This is a genomic window from Sinorhizobium medicae (assembly GCF_007827695.1).
GTDB lineage: Bacteria > Pseudomonadota > Alphaproteobacteria > Rhizobiales > Rhizobiaceae > Sinorhizobium > Sinorhizobium medicae.
In genome coordinates this window covers 40,675-55,506 of sequence record NZ_VITA01000022.1, presented here as the reverse complement: position 1 = coordinate 55,506, position 14,832 = coordinate 40,675, and the positions used below count along the sequence as shown (strand labels likewise).

Annotated in this window: 17 protein-coding genes, 5 tRNA genes and 2 pseudogenes; 11 read left to right on the top strand and 13 right to left on the bottom strand. The window is 58.3% G+C overall.

Annotated elements, in window-relative coordinates; all coding sequences use genetic code 11:
- Nucleotides 1-201: 201 nt before the first annotated feature.
- The 9 genes from FB009_RS27545 to FB009_RS27505 all read right to left on the bottom strand — a co-directional run bounded on the left by FB009_RS27545 (nucleotide 202) and on the right by FB009_RS27505 (nucleotide 4,999).
- Nucleotides 202-279: transfer RNA gene (locus FB009_RS27545), tRNA-Met, on the bottom strand.
- A 119-nt stretch (nucleotides 280-398) separates the two neighbouring features.
- Entirely contained in the window at nucleotides 399-1,292 is an 894-nt protein-coding gene (locus tag FB009_RS27540) for a transcription termination/antitermination NusG family protein (RefSeq protein ID WP_145162376.1), read from the bottom strand.
- Nucleotides 1,292-2,122 (bottom strand): hypothetical protein, encoded by an 831-nt coding sequence (locus FB009_RS27535; protein ID WP_145162373.1) that lies wholly within the window; start codon nucleotides 2,120-2,122, stop codon nucleotides 1,292-1,294. The genes FB009_RS27540 and FB009_RS27535 overlap by 1 nt, the downstream gene beginning before the upstream one ends.
- Nucleotides 2,122-3,573 carry a replicative DNA helicase gene (locus FB009_RS27530; protein ID WP_145162371.1) on the bottom strand — a complete coding sequence of 484 codons (1,452 nt, stop codon included), beginning with the start codon at nucleotides 3,571-3,573 and terminating at the stop codon, nucleotides 2,122-2,124. Before FB009_RS27530 ends, FB009_RS27535 begins: the two co-directional genes overlap by 1 nt.
- Complete coding sequence (locus FB009_RS27525; RefSeq protein ID WP_145162368.1) at nucleotides 3,570-3,758, bottom strand: hypothetical protein; 189 nt, start codon at nucleotides 3,756-3,758, stop codon at nucleotides 3,570-3,572. The genes FB009_RS27530 and FB009_RS27525 overlap by 4 nt, the downstream gene beginning before the upstream one ends.
- Complete coding sequence (locus tag FB009_RS27520) at nucleotides 3,755-3,991, bottom strand: hypothetical protein (RefSeq protein ID WP_145162365.1); 237 nt, start codon at nucleotides 3,989-3,991, stop codon at nucleotides 3,755-3,757. The genes FB009_RS27525 and FB009_RS27520 overlap by 4 nt, the downstream gene beginning before the upstream one ends.
- Nucleotides 3,988-4,527: a hypothetical protein gene (locus FB009_RS27515; protein WP_145162362.1), complete on the bottom strand. Its 540-nt coding sequence runs from the start codon at nucleotides 4,525-4,527 to the stop codon at nucleotides 3,988-3,990. Before FB009_RS27515 ends, FB009_RS27520 begins: the two co-directional genes overlap by 4 nt.
- Nucleotides 4,524-4,796, bottom strand: a complete 273-nt coding sequence (locus FB009_RS27510; RefSeq protein WP_145162359.1) for a hypothetical protein — start codon at nucleotides 4,794-4,796, stop codon at nucleotides 4,524-4,526. Before FB009_RS27510 ends, FB009_RS27515 begins: the two co-directional genes overlap by 4 nt.
- Nucleotides 4,793-4,999 carry a DNA-binding protein gene (locus FB009_RS27505; protein ID WP_145162356.1) on the bottom strand — a complete coding sequence of 69 codons (207 nt, stop codon included), beginning with the start codon at nucleotides 4,997-4,999 and terminating at the stop codon, nucleotides 4,793-4,795. The genes FB009_RS27510 and FB009_RS27505 overlap by 4 nt, the downstream gene beginning before the upstream one ends.
- A gap of 112 nt (nucleotides 5,000-5,111) precedes the next feature.
- On the opposite strand from FB009_RS27505, the gene FB009_RS27500 reads away from it, so the two are divergent.
- The 3 genes from FB009_RS27500 (at nucleotide 5,112) to FB009_RS27490 (ending at nucleotide 6,968) form a co-directional block, all read left to right on the top strand.
- Entirely contained in the window at nucleotides 5,112-5,639 is a 528-nt protein-coding gene (locus tag FB009_RS27500; protein WP_145162353.1) for a hypothetical protein, read from the top strand.
- The gene (locus FB009_RS27495) at nucleotides 5,636-6,805 is read left to right on the top strand and encodes a tyrosine-type recombinase/integrase (protein ID WP_145162350.1); all 1,170 of its coding nucleotides are present in this window, start codon (nucleotides 5,636-5,638) and stop codon (nucleotides 6,803-6,805) included. Before FB009_RS27500 ends, FB009_RS27495 begins: the two co-directional genes overlap by 4 nt.
- Before the next feature lie 73 nt (nucleotides 6,806-6,878).
- Nucleotides 6,879-6,968: transfer RNA gene (locus tag FB009_RS27490), tRNA-Ser, on the top strand.
- A 167-nt stretch (nucleotides 6,969-7,135) separates the two neighbouring features.
- Here the strand turns inward: FB009_RS27490 and FB009_RS34090 are convergent.
- Nucleotides 7,136-7,246, bottom strand: a pseudogene (locus tag FB009_RS34090) (type II toxin-antitoxin system prevent-host-death family antitoxin); the annotation flags it as partial.
- Between the two features lie 31 nt (nucleotides 7,247-7,277).
- Between FB009_RS34090 and FB009_RS33815 the strand changes: the two are divergent.
- From FB009_RS33815 to FB009_RS27460, 5 genes are all read left to right on the top strand, one after another.
- The gene (locus tag FB009_RS33815; protein ID WP_308417439.1) at nucleotides 7,278-7,448 is read left to right on the top strand and encodes a hypothetical protein; all 171 of its coding nucleotides are present in this window, start codon (nucleotides 7,278-7,280) and stop codon (nucleotides 7,446-7,448) included.
- Between the two features lie 146 nt (nucleotides 7,449-7,594).
- Complete coding sequence (locus FB009_RS27480) at nucleotides 7,595-7,879, top strand: YciI family protein (protein WP_011975509.1); 285 nt, start codon at nucleotides 7,595-7,597, stop codon at nucleotides 7,877-7,879.
- Nucleotides 7,880-8,009: 130 nt separating this feature from the next.
- Nucleotides 8,010-8,085 (top strand) — tRNA-Ala (locus FB009_RS27475).
- Between the two features lie 594 nt (nucleotides 8,086-8,679).
- On the top strand, nucleotides 8,680-9,396 hold the full coding sequence (gene lexA, locus FB009_RS27465) for a transcriptional repressor LexA (RefSeq protein ID WP_011975511.1): 717 nt from the start codon (nucleotides 8,680-8,682) through the stop codon (nucleotides 9,394-9,396).
- Between the two features lie 112 nt (nucleotides 9,397-9,508).
- Nucleotides 9,509-9,582: transfer RNA gene (locus FB009_RS27460), tRNA-Cys, on the top strand.
- A gap of 181 nt (nucleotides 9,583-9,763) precedes the next feature.
- Here the strand turns inward: FB009_RS27460 and FB009_RS27455 are convergent.
- Nucleotides 9,764-10,843: a calcium-binding protein gene (locus FB009_RS27455; protein WP_011975512.1), complete on the bottom strand. Its 1,080-nt coding sequence runs from the start codon at nucleotides 10,841-10,843 to the stop codon at nucleotides 9,764-9,766.
- Nucleotides 10,844-11,103: 260 nt separating this feature from the next.
- Between FB009_RS27455 and FB009_RS33810 the strand changes: the two genes are divergently transcribed.
- Nucleotides 11,104-11,457: a membrane protein gene (locus FB009_RS33810; protein WP_011975513.1), complete on the top strand. Its 354-nt coding sequence runs from the start codon at nucleotides 11,104-11,106 to the stop codon at nucleotides 11,455-11,457.
- 35 nt (nucleotides 11,458-11,492) lie between these two features.
- Here the strand turns inward: FB009_RS33810 and FB009_RS27445 are convergent, their stop codons facing one another.
- Nucleotides 11,493-11,786, bottom strand: coding sequence for a hypothetical protein (locus FB009_RS27445; RefSeq protein ID WP_024312250.1), 294 nt, complete (start codon nucleotides 11,784-11,786; stop codon nucleotides 11,493-11,495).
- Nucleotides 11,787-11,927: 141 nt separating this feature from the next.
- Between FB009_RS27445 and FB009_RS27440 the strand changes: the two genes are divergently transcribed.
- A tRNA-Asn gene (locus FB009_RS27440) sits at nucleotides 11,928-12,002 on the top strand.
- A 479-nt stretch (nucleotides 12,003-12,481) separates the two neighbouring features.
- Entirely contained in the window at nucleotides 12,482-14,545 is a 2,064-nt protein-coding gene (locus FB009_RS27430) for an alkyl/aryl-sulfatase (protein ID WP_011975516.1), read from the top strand.
- 41 nt (nucleotides 14,546-14,586) lie between these two features.
- Here FB009_RS27430 and FB009_RS33405 read toward each other — a convergent pair.
- Nucleotides 14,587-14,817: pseudogene (locus FB009_RS33405) on the bottom strand (hypothetical protein).
- Between the last annotated feature and the right edge of the window lie 15 nt (nucleotides 14,818-14,832).

The following is a 14,832-nucleotide window of genomic DNA, read 5'->3' as shown; positions in this document are numbered from 1 at the left end:
GCTGAGCGCGACCCTCTAATCGCCTATACAATGCGCCACTGGCGCTGGCCACTTTGGCTGAGGCTTTTGTCCAATCATTACCGTTATTTCATGTGGCTCATCCTCATCGCTCTCGTGGCGAGCATCCTGGCAGTCGATCGAACATCGATAGAGGGGCACCCGAATACGCAGGCGCTGGTTCCTACCAAATACCCGTGAGATTGGTTGCGGCGACAGGATTCGAATCTGCGACCTCCAGCTTATGAGGCTGGCGAGCTACCGGGCTGCTCTACGCCGACAGAAGAATTTTGGATGCAGTTCTCCAACGCGTCGGCAAAGCGCCAACTGAGCGGGACCGGCAGAAGCAGAGCGCAAGGCTGTGGATCGCGAACGGGCATCCCAAAGGAGATGGGAAATAACTATACTGCTTCGCGATATTCATCAAGATGCTCATCGTTTTCCAAGCCATCGATCATCTGGATAATCCCCAAAACCCTTTCCTTGAGACGATCATCCAAGCTGTTGATGCAGGCGTCGGCGTGATACCGCAGTGAGACGGTCCGGCTGCGGCCTCGAGGGAGGAGGCGCCCGAGTTCGGTGTTCAGATGCTTACGCCGGATATGGCGGGCCCCTTCCAATGCCGTTGCACGCTTGAACTTGTACGCCTGGTGCCGGTCGAAGGCGGCGATCATCAGTGTCTGGATGTCCGCCTCCGAAAACTCGATAGGCCCTCTATCACGGCCGATGCAGACGATGCTGCTGACGCCGTCGACCTCTCGAACAGGATCGAAGCCGACACCCGGGTCGCGGCGGATGAACGCGTATCCTACCAGCAGCGGGAAGCGGCGCTCGACGAGCTTGCGGCTACGGTGCTTCCGAATTTCCTTCCAGAAGGCCGGCATGAACACATCGATGTTCGCTTCGCGCAAATTGCGCTCGATGATGCTCTCGCCGCGGCGGAGCTCCGCCAGGCCGTCAATCGCCTTCGCCATGCGCTGATAGCCAGGGGAAACGCGAACCGCATACCAGCGGTGGTTCGCATCGTCCTTGTCACCGAACAGGATCGATCGGTGATAGGCATGCGACGTCGGGTTCTTGCCGAAGTGGATGACTTCGCGAGCTGGGGCGATGTCGAATGGACCGGGTACACACTGCAATGCGGTCGAGCGGGCAGCTTCCCAAGTCTGGAAGATTTCGTCGCCCCAGGCCTTCTTGCCACCCTTGCCGTTCGACACTGCGATGATGAAGCCGTGCCGCACGCCGCGACCGAACGTATCGACGTCGGTGAATTCGAAATTTCCATCTCTCGGCATTACGCTGCTTTCTCCATTTCGCGCCAGCCGGCGCCGTCATCGGGTTTCAGGAGATGTTCGGGAACCGAGCATCCGACCTGGCCCGGAGCGGGCCCCCACTGGCCCGTAAACCATCCACCTTTGCTCCGGCCGTAGGTCAGGCGCTTCAGCCAGACGGCCTCATCGACCCGCTTAGGCGGTTCTGGGGCAAAGCCTTCGAACCTCCGCTCGTTGATGAATGTCGTGGCGTGCATCGTTGGATGATCGGCCTTAGAGGCAAGGAAGGCTCGGTATGCCGGCACGGCTTGATGGCAGGCGGCCCTTTCGGCTTCGGTCAGCTTTTTCCAGCCTGCTAAAGCTTTGGATTTCGACATGTTAGGGCTTCGAGGATAGTCGCTCCAGAAGGCTTCGAAGTCCGCTGGATATTTCTTCTGAAGGGTCTTCCTCGGCTGCTCGTCCGAACTGGTTTCGGACAAAGAATCTTTCTCCTCTGTATCTGCCTCTGTCTCTGTCTCTGGTCTAGCATCTGCTAGAGCACCGCTATCAGTCGCTTGCAACGCGCTATCATCCGCTTGCACGTTTTCAAGAAAACCGCAGTCAATCAAAGGTTTAAGTTTTGGAAGCCGGTCAAGGTACGCCACCCTTTTCAGGTAAGCGGGGTTGTTCGGCACCATCCCGTTATTGCGTGACGCGATCAGCATGCAAACGACTGCTAGCAGCTTGCTAGCATCGTCTAGCGTCACCCAATCTTCGCTAGACAGCAGAGCGAAGTGGAGCTTGATCCACGGCGGGTTGCGGTCCTTGTAGTGTTGGAATTGCTCCCAATTCCTAACCTTGAACATACCGGCCATCAGAAGGACCTCGCTGCGTTTCTGACCGCCGAGCAGGCAATATCGACGAAGAGGTCGATCGTCCGGACAGCTCCGTTGCGCTGCTTCGCGATGATGAATTCGAGCTTGTTTTCGCACTCAATGAGGCGGTCGACGCGGGCGATCTCAGCATCCGCATCATTGCCCTTGGCCTTCTCGAGGTAATAGGCCTCACGGAAGAGGAACACGACGGTGTCGGCATCCTGCTCAAGCGAACCGGAGTCCCGCAGGTCGGACAGCATTGGGCGCTTGTCCTCGCGGCTTTCCACTCCTCGGCTCAACTGGGATAGAGCGATCATCGCGAGATCGTTCTCGCGCGCGATCTGGCGCAGTCCTGCCGAAATTTCAGAGACCTCGCTGTTCCGGTTCCCCGAATATCGCGACGAGGCCGCGATCAGCTGCAGATAGTCGACGATGAGCAGATCAATCTTCTTGCCAGACTGATCCGCCACGTCCTGCATGCGGCCAACCTTGACGCGAAGGTCTGAAACCGAGAGGCCGGATTGCTCCTCTATCCAAAGCGGTAGGCTGTTGAGCTTCTGCTTCGCCTCGCAGATGCTTTCGAAGTCCTTCTCCGCCACCTTTCCAGTGATCAAGTCGCTGTATGGGACCTTGACGTTCCAGTCATAGGCGATGTCCGTCAGCGCTCGCATGGCAAGGCGGTTAGAACCCATTTCCAGCGAGATGAACCCTACGCCGGCGCCGGACTGCGCAGCCTTGATGCCAATTCCCAGGCCGACCGCTGTCTTGCCCATCGACGGCCGTGCGCCAAGAACGACCATCTCGCCGCGGTGGATGCCGCCGGTGGCGTTGTTCACGTCCGTGAGCCCCCAGGTGATCCCGGTGAGACCGCCGCCATGTTCAATTGCGGCTTGCACCTCCTCCAGTGCCGCGTCGGCAGCCTCAGAGAGGGAAAACCGGGTTTTCCCCCTGGCACCTACGCTGAGTCCGGTAGCAACATCGTCGAGCGACCGAGTAGCAGCACGGATCAATTCGGAAGGATCGACGCCCGGGTCGATGGACGCCAAGCGGACGCGCTCTGCTTCCACGCCTACTGATATCCTCGCCCATTGCTGGATCAGGTTCGGAACGCTGACCTTATTCAGGCCTCCGGCGCCATACACCGTGTTAGCGGCCAGAGCGGCCAGGTACGAGTGGAGGGGCGTCTTCAGTCCGTCGGACCAGGCCTTGACCTCATCCGGCGGGAACATCTTGGCTACCAGATCCACACGAGAAGAATTGTAGCGCTCGGCCGCGATCTCGATCACTTCGAAGATCCGACGATGGATCGGCTCGATGAAATGGTCGGCGCGCACGAGGCCCCGAACAGCAGCATGTTGCCCTGAGACGAGTAGCGCCCCCAGAACCTCCTGCTCGAGCTCGATCACAAACCCGCAGGTTTCAAGGTTGATGGTGATAAACGGCAGCTTCATGCGGCGGGCCCACCCGGGCTGTCGTCATGAACGAAGCGGGTAACGAAGCGACCCCACGCCTTTCCGGCGGCGATGCCATCCTCGAAGCGCATGGTCTCGTTGGCCTTTGTGGCAAGCCTGACATAGGTCTTCCAGGCGTCCTCTGCGGTGACATCCCGCTTCTCGAAGAATTTGATGACGGTCATGCCGGCACCTCCTCACGCGCATACGCGTGCGAGGGGTTCTGTTCTGCCTGAAGCTTTTCGAGCAAGTCGATTATAGGGTCGAGGGCCTTCTTTGCGCTGCCGAGCAGCCAAGACATCTCGCCGGCCTTTTTGTCATCGACATCGCCGTCCGCAAGTACCCCTGCGAACAGGCTCATAATTTGGGTGGCATCATATACGGCGTCGATGTGGTGTGAGGCGACTTTGACCGTCATTTCGCAGCTCCGATCGCAGCGTAGCGCTCCATGCACTTGGCCTCAGCCTCGTCCCGCACTGCCTCGGCTGCGTGGACCGCGAACGGAATAAGCTCGTCGGCACAGTCGGCCTCGTACCTCAAGATCGTCCAGGCACGCCATTCGACCTCGCTTGATGGCCAAGGTGTCGCTTCCCGCGCGACACTGACGAGAGCGTGCTCGTACATGCCCAAGAATTGGCATAGGTCCTCAACCAAATCGCCGGCAGCGTTGTAGGTGTTGCTTCGCTCATTCGAGAAGCGCGGCTGGCAAGCGAATGCTGCGGTGACTTCTCCGATCGTGTGCAACACATTTCGGAAATCGTGCAGTTGCTTCATGCTCATGCTGCGCAATTTCGTCATGTCGACTTCGCAGGACATGAGATCGCGATGGGCTAGATCAGCGTTAGCCGATGTGATAGCGTGTACCTCGTTCATTTCCTTATCCTTCTCGGGATTGGTAGAACCATGGCTCGGAGAGGTTGCCGCCTCTGCCGGGCCTTTTGCTTCATTGGTCATGCTCGTCCCTCCGTTTCACGGAGTTCGACGGGCGCTTCGCGCTTGAGGAATGCCAGGCCAGAAGGGGTGATCTTCACCTGATTGCCCGTTTCGATCCTGCCGTCGGGGTACTGGATCAACGTTGGAACGTTGACCATGAGGCCCCGCGAGACCAACTCTGGGGCGGCGTGAAGGCGATAGTCCTCTCCGGCTGCGTCTTTCCCGCTCCAATCGACCCTGACTACCCTGATAGAGCTTCTTCCTTCATAAGGAACCCGACGGTCGATCATGCCGCTGTTCCGATCTTGGCGCGCAGGCCGAGCTTTGCAGCGAGCGGTGCAACCGGAACGACAATGCGCCCCCCCACCTTGATCGTTTCGAAGTCGCCGCGGTGTGCCGCTTCGTACGCGCTGTTGCGAGCAAGGCCAAAAAACAGCTTTCCTGCATCAGGCACCGAGATGGTGGGCAGGCTGAGTGCTTCCTCAAGTGTCATGTTTAAGCTCCAGTTTGGTTAGTAAAGTGTGTACGTTTGGTACTTTATCACGACTTAACCTCCTTGCAACCTTTTTGTGAGTTATGTACACACGAAAACAAGGAGACACGTTATGGCCCGTCCAAAGCTTGGTGAAACCGAAACGGAACGAATGCAGCTGAAAATCACCACCGCAGAAATCGCCGCTATTGATGATTGGCGTTTTGCAAACCGTGTGCCCTCACGTTCTGAGGCAGTCAGAAGACTTTGCCGTATCGCATTGATTCAACAAGAGCTTGCACCGTCGCTCCACGAAAACATGAAGGGGTTGATCGACGCAGTTATTTTACTCGGGGATGAAACGCTTCAAGATAGGCCGAGGACGCCGGAGGAGCTCGACGAACTACGCGCGATTGCATCGGACGTCTTCAAGTATTGCTACAGCCTCTACGACAAACTCGTCGAGCAGACCGTTCGCCTCGATGGTCTGTCAAACGGTGATACGAACTTGAGTGAAGCGCTAGACTGGGAGGGACGCGCCGCCGACTACCTCAAAGGGAAGTCGCTATTCGAAGGGTTGCGCAAGTCTCCTGAGGCAATGGACGTGATTGCTCAAGCAGCAGAAAAGGCACGAAGCGCGAAGAAGGACGAAAATCGATGAAGGGGCATATTCGGGAACGCTCACCCGGCCACTGGGCCATCGTCCTGGACGTGGGAGAAATTGACCCTAAGACGGGCAAGAAGAAGCGGAAATGGCACTCCTTCACTGGCACGAAGCGACAGGCGCAATCGGAGTGCGCAAGGCTGATCGCTGAGATCAAGAGCGGCGGTTACGTCGAACCGACGAAGCAGACGGTCTCGGAGTTTCTGACCGAGTGGCTGACCTTCATCAAACCTACGGTTACGCCGAAGACGCACGAGCGATACGCCGAGATCTGTGAAAAGAATCTTGGGCCGCTAATCGGCGACGTCACGCTTGCGAAGCTCAAGACAGACAAGATTGACGCCGCGTTCGCCAAAGCGCTGACAGAAGGTCATCGGAGAGGCGGTGGCCTTTCGCCGCGAACGGTGCATCACATGCGCCGAGTGCTGATCAAAGCTCTCAATCAAGCTGTGACCTGGGATAGGCTTGTGAAGAACCCAGCGGCCGCAACGACACCGCCAAAGATCGAGCGGACGAAGATGCTGGCATACGACCCCGATCAGACGGCGATCCTCTTAGAGGCCTTCCGCCCTACCCGAATGTTTATCCCGATGATGTTGGCGGTCATGTGCGGCCTGAGGCGGGGTGAAATACTGGCGCTGCGCTGGCGTCACGTCGACCTGAGCGCCAATAGGCGGATGCTATCCATCAGAGAGAGCGCGGAGCAGACGAAAGAAGGCGTGCGATACAAAGAGCCGAAGGCTGGCAAGTCTCGCACCGTGGCCTTGTCGTCGATGATGCTCGCCGAGCTCAAAGCACACCGTGCACGACAGGCTGAGGAACAATTGAAGATCGGCATCCGGCCGGATGATGATTCGTTCGTAGTGGCGCAGATTGATGGCCGACCCCTGAAGCCGGTATCGCTTACCCACGAATGGACGAGGCTCTTAGCGAAGACGTCCCTGCCCCGCATCCGGTTCCATGACCTCCGGCACACTCATGCATCGCAGATGCTGGCGGCCGGCGTTCACCCGAAGGTGGCGAGCGAGCGTCTGGGACACTCGACTATCGGCATTACGCTCGATCTGTACTCCCATGTCATGCCAGGAATGCAAGCCGATGCTGCCGAACAAGTTGACGCAGCGCTGCAAGCCGCTATAAGCGCAAATCAGAAATCGAAATAGTTGCAAAGTGCGTAGCAAACGGCGATTTCGGGCTTTGATGTCAAAGGCTATGCTCCAATGATATCAAATAGATGGAAGAGTGGCCGAGCGGTTTAAGGCACCGGTCTTGAAAACCGGCGTGCGTGAAAGCGTACCGTGGGTTCGAATCCCACCTCTTCCGCCATTTGCCTTTGGTCCATTCTGGACACATAGGTTACGGTTTATTCCTGAGACATAGGTGACAATCTCGTTCCGAACGGATTGTCGATGGTTTGCAAAGTCCTCTGCTCCAGGTCGATATATCCCAGATCATAATGCATGAAGCTGACGAGCCAAATACACCGTCGTCAACTTGGCGGCGGCGGATGCTCGCACTGCTGCGAGCAGCGTCCGACGGCATTTCCGGTCCATCGCCGCGTTGATCTGTACGAGCCGCACGGCAGCGTGGCCATGACGTGTCAAATGACGTCATCCTCGCCTCGGGGCAAAGATCATGGCACATGGCTGCTCGGTCGGTACGCTCTGCAACGAACTGGCGAAGCTCGATTCATTGGCGAAGAATGACGCGGTGAGCCTGTTCACCCTGTTCCGCGATTGGCTCGCCCGGCAGTTTGCGGGCTTGGACGCGAAACGGATGCGGAGGCGCTGGCTCTCCACGTCCTGATGCGCAGCCAAGGCGTTGCAACCGCTCGTGAACGCCTTCCGCGACGAGGACTTCATCCGAAGTCGCCGACATGGAAGCGTGGCTGCAGGCTCAATGCCCGGTCGAACCACCACCTCAATCCCGCCAACCCGCCTGATGGAGCAATCATGTTCGTCATTACCCTTCGCTTCGCCGACAAGACCAAAGCCCCGCAGTTCATGGACGGGCACAATGCCTGGATCAAGCGCGGTTTCGACGACGGTGTGTTTCTACTGGTCGGAAGCCTCCAGCCGAATGCGGGCGGTGCAATCCTTGCGCACAATGCGTCGCCAGAGGAGATCGAGGTACGTGTGCAGGAGGACCCCTTCGTCGCCGAGGGCGTGGTCGACGCGGAAATCCTCGTCAGTTCGCCGGGCCGTACCGATGAACGGTTCGATTTTCTGAAAGCTTGAGAGATGAGCGCGACGATCGTAGGCCGTCGTGGTTGGCGAAATGCAGCGCCGGCGCGGACCAGCGGCAGCGCGTCGGGAAGGAATACCCCTGGTGCGCGCGACCGAAAAGACTTATAAAATCGGCCGTAGTGGGGTCGTAGCTCAGTTGGGAGAGCGCCGCAATCGCACTGCGGAGGTCGAGGGTTCGACTCCCTTCGACTCCACCACCCTCTTCCTGTCCGACCCGGAGACAAAGGTAACAGTTCGTACCTAAATCAAGACATGCGCGACAACCGGTTCGCACGAGTCGAAGGCGGCAACGCCTGCCGCTGACTCTGCCCACGCTTGCCATAAAGCACGATTTGAGAGAGAGTTTTTGTCTGACCCTTTCGAGGTCTGGTGCCTCCGCGAGTGGAGAAGAAATATGCCTGTTAAGTCTTTGCTGACAGCAGTATTTTTCGTCTTATTCGCACTTTCCGGATGCGCAAGCACCGGTTCGACGAACACAACCTACACCCAGTGGTACGGGCCCTATCCAGAGCCGCAATTCGATGTCCTTACGCCGGGCGGGCCACGTCTTGCCTACTGACGAGTTCGATGTGCGACCGGTACGGCGGATGCCGCGACGGGCCATGCGACTGGCACGACTGTATCGACCCCTCGCCTGAAGCCTCGGGCGATCGTCCTCGGCATGCTGCAGCTTCGAGCGGAGCAGTATTCCACAGCAGGCAAAATTCACGGAATCTTAGGCACTTGCGGAACACATATGGAACAGATAGGCTCTGTTCTTGATTTGTTTCGCGATTCTGGAGTGACGCGCCATGCTGACCCGCAAGCAACAGGAATTGCTTTTGTTCATTCACGAACGAATGAAGGAGTCCGGGGTGCCTCCTTCCTTCGACGAGATGAAGGATGCCCTGGATCTTGCTTCAAAATCCGGGATCCATCGTTTGATCACCGCTTTGGAGGAGCGCGGCTTCATTCGCCGGCTACCGAATCGCGCCAGGGCTCTTGAGGTTATCAAGCTGCCGGAGGCCTATGCCGGCAACCCGCAAGTCCGGCGCGGTTTTTCGCCAAGCGTCATCGAGGGCAGTCTCGGAAAACCAGCCGCACCGGCTCCAGCCCCGAAACCGGCGCCACCGGCCGAGAACGCATCGGTTGTCGTTCCGGTCATGGGCCGCATTGCCGCGGGCGTGCCCATTTCGGCGATCCAGAACAACATGCATGATATTTCGGTGCCGATCGAAATGATCGGCAGTGGCGAACATTACGCGCTGGAAATCAAAGGCGACTCGATGATCGAAGCCGGTATCCTCGACGGCGATACTGTGATCATTCGCAACGCGAGCACCGCCAGTATCGGAGATATCGTCGTCGCCCTGATCGACGACGAGGAAGCCACCCTGAAGAGGTTCCGCCGCAAGGGCGCCTCTATCGCGCTCGAGGCCGCCAATCCTGCCTATGAAACCCGCATTTTCGGTCCGGACCGGGTCAAGATCCAGGGTAAGCTTGTTGGCCTCATCCGGCGTTACCACTAGGACCGTTCAAGGTATTCACAATAAAAAGGTTCGCATAGCGAATGAACCCTCTTGCGGATTCCGATCAATCATTCTAAATCCGCGCCACGATTTGAAAAGATCAGATCGTAGAGGCCTCGTGGCGGAGTGGTGACGCAGAGGACTGCAAATCCTTGTACCCCGGTTCAATTCCGGGCGAGGCCTCCAAAGCCACAATGTGTCAAGCGTTTGCCAAAGGACGCTCTCAATCCCCTGAAGAAACAGCCGACCGTGCTACTCTTTGGACGCACCCGACTCTGGGATGCGGAAGGTTGCAGTGATCACGGAGCCGGCAGGGACGGTGCCCGCGGGCCGTTTATCACGTCGGCCGCGGGCGTGATGCTGCTTGTCAGACGAACGCCAGATCCGCATTCGCGAAGACGAAGTTGTGCGCGCTGAGATCGGCGGTTTGGACGCCGATCAGCGTGACCTGGTCTACCGTGCCATTCAGGTTCAGAACAGCGTTACCGCTGGCATCGTCACTGATGTTGGGCAGCAAGTCGGCAAGATCAGCGTAGCCATAGCCGGCGATATGGATGACGTCCTTGCCGAGTTCGAAATCAAAGATCTCATCGCGGCCACTGTGCCGTGCAAAAAGGAACTGGTCGGCACCCGTCTCCACCGCGAAGGCTGCGGTAAGTCGGCCGTCGCCCCAGAGCTGATCGTTGCCGACGCCGCCGACCAAGAGGTCGTCTCCCCCCGCTGTGTCGACGCCGACTTCCGCATCGCCGTAAAGTATGTCGTCGCCCCTGCCGCCGTCGAGAAGGTCGTCGCCGCCACTGCCGCCGCGTGAGAAAAGGACATCGCCGACGATGAAGTCGTTGCCGGCGCCGCCATAGAGCTGGTCGTTGCCGCCAATCCCGGACTCCACGACACCCTGATCCAGGCCATCGCCGTAAAGGTGGTCGCTGCCCTCCCCGCCTTGGAGCCTATCGTTTCCGCCGGTGAAGAAGTCGCCCAACGAGAAGGCGTCACCAGAGAGTACGTCGTCTCCGGCGCCGCCGTCGAGCATGTCGTCGCCACCGCGCCCGCTAAGGCAATTGTATCCGTCGCCGTAGAGCGTGTCGTTGCCCTTGCCTCCGTCGAGGCGGTCATTCCCTCCCGCTACGGCTAGGGAGTCACTCACATCGATCGAAAAGGCATCACCGTAGAGCGTGTCGTTACCTATGCCGCCATAGAGCTCGTCGTCGCCGCCGCGCCCCTCATCGGCGATCGCCCACGCGTCCCCGAAAATGGTGTCGCTGCCTGCGCGGCCGTCGAGGCGGTCGCGGCCGCCCTGCCCCGAAGACAGGGATCCGCCGATCTCGAGGACATCGAGTGTATTGCCGGTTGTGAACGGGTCTCCGAAGATTACGTCCGGATCGTTCGTACCGAAGATTTGGTTATCGAGCCCGAGCCAAGGGACGATGCCACCGATCAGATGCGCCATTTTTTCTCTCCAATGCTGAAATTGGCCGATGCTCCTCCTGGAAACGGAGACGGCCGCTGAGAGCGGGTAATCTTGCCGAACGTGATGCGGCTGTAAATTCACCAGTTCGGGTTACTAAAAGTTGTAATGACTGCGACGCGACAGGCAAAAATCGGAACCTGGCAAGAAGAAGGACCGGAGCGCCATGTGGCATCCGGCTTGGCGGTCATGGTAAGGGTTGCGTCCGCCGGCATCGTCGGCGTTACTGATGGCGCGACGTGATGGACATTCCCTGGGGTTACATTCAGCGACACTTCGATTGGCTTGGTCACGTGGTCGAGGGTTTTTGCATCGCAGCAGTCGTCGCTCTGCTGTTCATGGCGGTCGCGCCCAGAAAGTTGGCGCTTATCATTGGTCTCGCATTTGCCGCCGGGCACTTCCACGGCCGCGAGAAACGTGATTTCGAGGTTGCCGCAAAGCTGCCGCCGCCGCATCTTGAAGGCTATGAAATTTGGAAATGGAGCTGGGATCAGGCGACAGACTTCTGGCCGACCGCCTTGATTCTCGCCGGCGTCATCTTCGCTCTCCTGCCAAAGAGGAGCCGGTCGAGAAAATCGAACCACTCCGACGATTGAGACCTTCTCGTCGCTGTGACGCTTCCAAAGCCGTTTCAGGGTTTGTCGGACGAATTCGGCTTGCTGCGCCACCGCGCCCACCATACGGCCAGTTTGCGGCGCCTCCTGCGCATCGAAGGAATATCATGCGAAAGGACCAGCAGGCCGAGCGGAACCATCCAGAAGCCGAGGACGGGTAGAAAGCCGACCAGACCCCCACAAACGAGCAGCACGCCGATGAGCACACGCAGTACCGGCGAGTTGGGCAGTCTCATTCGCCACTTGCCCAGAACGATCTCGCGCGTCCTGGAATCGATGCCAAAATGCTTCTTCTTGCCTTCGGTCGCCATCATTCTGCTTTCGTATTGATGACCCACAGTTGGTGCCTTCTCCACAGGGGGGCAACCGGCTGCCGTCATTTTTTTTTAAAAACCGCTTGGCAAATCGGAAAAGCATTTGTATTAGCAGCCTCACTTCTGCGGCGCAGATGATCCCTGGTAGCTCAGCGGTAGAGCACTCGACTGTTAATCGATAGGTCGCCGGTTCGAATCCGGCCCGGGGAGCCAGTTTCCAAAGCCCTGCACCTCACGGTGCGGGGCTTTTTCTTTGGTGTTCGCCCAGATCCATCCGCCGCCGCCGATCAGCCGATGAGGGTGAGCAGGTTCAGGGTTGAATTTAGGTTCCATTCGAGCCTTTGAGCACGCCTCGGCAATTCCATAGCTTCATCCTTGATCTTCCCGTCGATGCTCCTCGTATGCAATGCGATTTCGCTTGGTTGATTACTGCTGCGCCGCGTCGTGGCTGGCGCATTCGCTCTCGGTCCAGGCGCAGGCGCCGCACAGCCCTGCGACTGTTCGTCGATCTTGTCCTGCATTGAGCCGGGATGGAGTCTTCGGGCGCCGATCAGCGACGTGCCACCACCGCCCCTGGCCGCTTGACCACAATCGACGTTCCCTAAGGGGCGATAGTCAGCCAGTGACCCGCGTGCCATACTCCACGCGCCGGGGCGCGTTGCACGCCCATAAACTGGCGGGGGAGACAGGCCATGAACGGTTTGCTTAAGCTACTGTCACTCGTGATTGGTGCAGTTTTCGCTGGAGGGCTTGGAGGCACGGCGGTCGCGCAGGAGCCACAGCATTTCAGTCCGAAGGGAAAGATGCCTTCGCAATACACGATCGAGGCGCAGCAACAGCAGCGCCAGCTTCTGCCCTTCGCTGACAAGCGGGACTTTGAGGAAGCCAAGCGCGGCTTCATCGCTGCCCCGCCTTTCCGTCAGATCATGAATGATAAAGGCGATGTGGCCTGGAACATGGACAACTGGGACTTCCTGCTTAAGGGGATGGAGTTCGACAGCATCCACCCATCCCTGCAGCGTCAGGCTCTGCTCAACATGGAGTACGGCCTGTTCGAGGTTGTTCCGGGCATCTATCAGATTCGCGGCTTCGATCTCGCGAACATATCCTTCATCAAGGGCGATACAGGTTGGATCGTGATCGATCCACTGACGGTCAAGGAAACGGCACGTGCCGCGCTTAAATTCATCAATGAGAAGCTTGGCGAGCGGCCCGTCGTCGCCGTCATCATTTCTCATTCCCACGGCGACCACTTCGGCGGTATTCGCGGCGTCGTCGATGATGCCGCGCTCGCCGCAGAAAAGGTTCAGATTATTGCTCCCAAGGGTTTCTTGAATGAGGCGATCGCGGAAAACCTCTACGCCGGTAATGTGATGACCCGTCGCAAGTCCTACACCTACGGCGACCTCGTGCCACCCAGCCCCTATGGACATGTCGACGCTTCGATCGGCAAGGCGGTGGCCAGCGGCGACGTGGGGATTCTACCGCCGACCATCAGCATTGATCAGCCCATTCAGGAACTCACCATCGACGGCGTGAGGATGGTCTTCCAGAACACGCCGGGCACCGAAGCGCCAGCGGAAATGAATACCTGGTTTCCGGATTTCAAAGCATTCTGGGCGGCCGAGAACATCGTGGGCAGCCTCCACAATATTTTGACGCTGCGAGGGGCACCTGTACGCGACGCTCTCGCATGGTCACAGTACATCAACCTCGCGCTATACCAGTTTGGCAACCAAGCGGACGTGATGTTCGCCTCCCATAGCTGGCCGCGTTGGGGCAAAGAGCGGATCACCGAAGTGATGCGCGGTCAACGCGACATGTACGCGAACTTGAACAACCAGGTCCTGCACCTGGCGAACAAAGGCGTCACCATCAACCAGATCCATAATGTTTACGAGCCGCCGAAGAGTCTGCAGCAACAATGGCATTCACGGGGCTACCACGGCTCCTATCTGCACAACAGCCGAGCTGTCATTCAGCGATACCTCGGGTTCTGGGATTTGAATCCAGCGACATTGGTGCCGCTATCGCCGGAGGAGTCTGCGCCTCTTTATGTGGAAATGATGGGCGGCGGATCCAAGGTGATGGCGAAAGGCCGTGATCTTTATGCTGAGGGCAAATACCGCCTTGCAACCGAGATTCTGAACAAGCTCGTCTATGCTGAACCGGACAACCAGGAGGCAAAAGACTTGCTCGCCGATACTTATGAGCAGATGGGCTACCAATTCGAAAGCCCCAGTCTCCGTCACAGTTTCCTGGCTGGCGCGAAGGAGCTACGTGACGGCGTCGTCGCCGTAAAGGCTGCAAAGGCGGGCAGTCCTGACTTCGTGCGCGGCACGAGCACCGAACTATTCCTCAACTACCTTGGTATCCAGATGGAAAGCGGTAAGGCGGAGGGCATGACTTTCAAGATCAATCTTTCGACGCCAGATAACGGCGAGAAATTTGTCCTCGAAATGAGCAATGCCACGCTGACAACTATCGCCGGGTATCAGGCCGAAGACGCCGACCTGACCGTCACGATTGACCGCCGCGAACTGGAGGATGTCATGATCGGCACTGCGACACTTTCCGATAAAGTATCGTCCGGTAAAGCCAAAATGGAGGGCAATCCGCAGGTGCTCGCACAACTTGGCTCGACGATGGTCATGTTTGACAACTGGTTCGAGGTTCTGCCGGGCACGAAGAAGCGCGAGGCCCTGCCAAAGCCTGAACTGTTTCAGGACGACGCCACCCGCTACGAAGGCCCGTAGGCATTGAGAATTTCGATCGGAGAAAAATATCTCTGCGACATTCAGGTCCCTTCCCCGTGTCTAGCGCACCCCCTTTCGTCCAGACCGCCGCGGCGCAGATGCCGAAGACGGTCCGGTAGATCGTCCGCTGATCCGCCGGCGGCGTAGCGCGCGCCGACCAGTGCCCACCACGCGGCGGAGACCGTCAGCACTTGCCGGCGCCAAAGTGCCACATCCCGTTAGGGCGAAGGTCAACGCGAGAGCGGACATCGTCCGCAGTGCGCCAGCTTCATTGTTCTGCCTTTCTA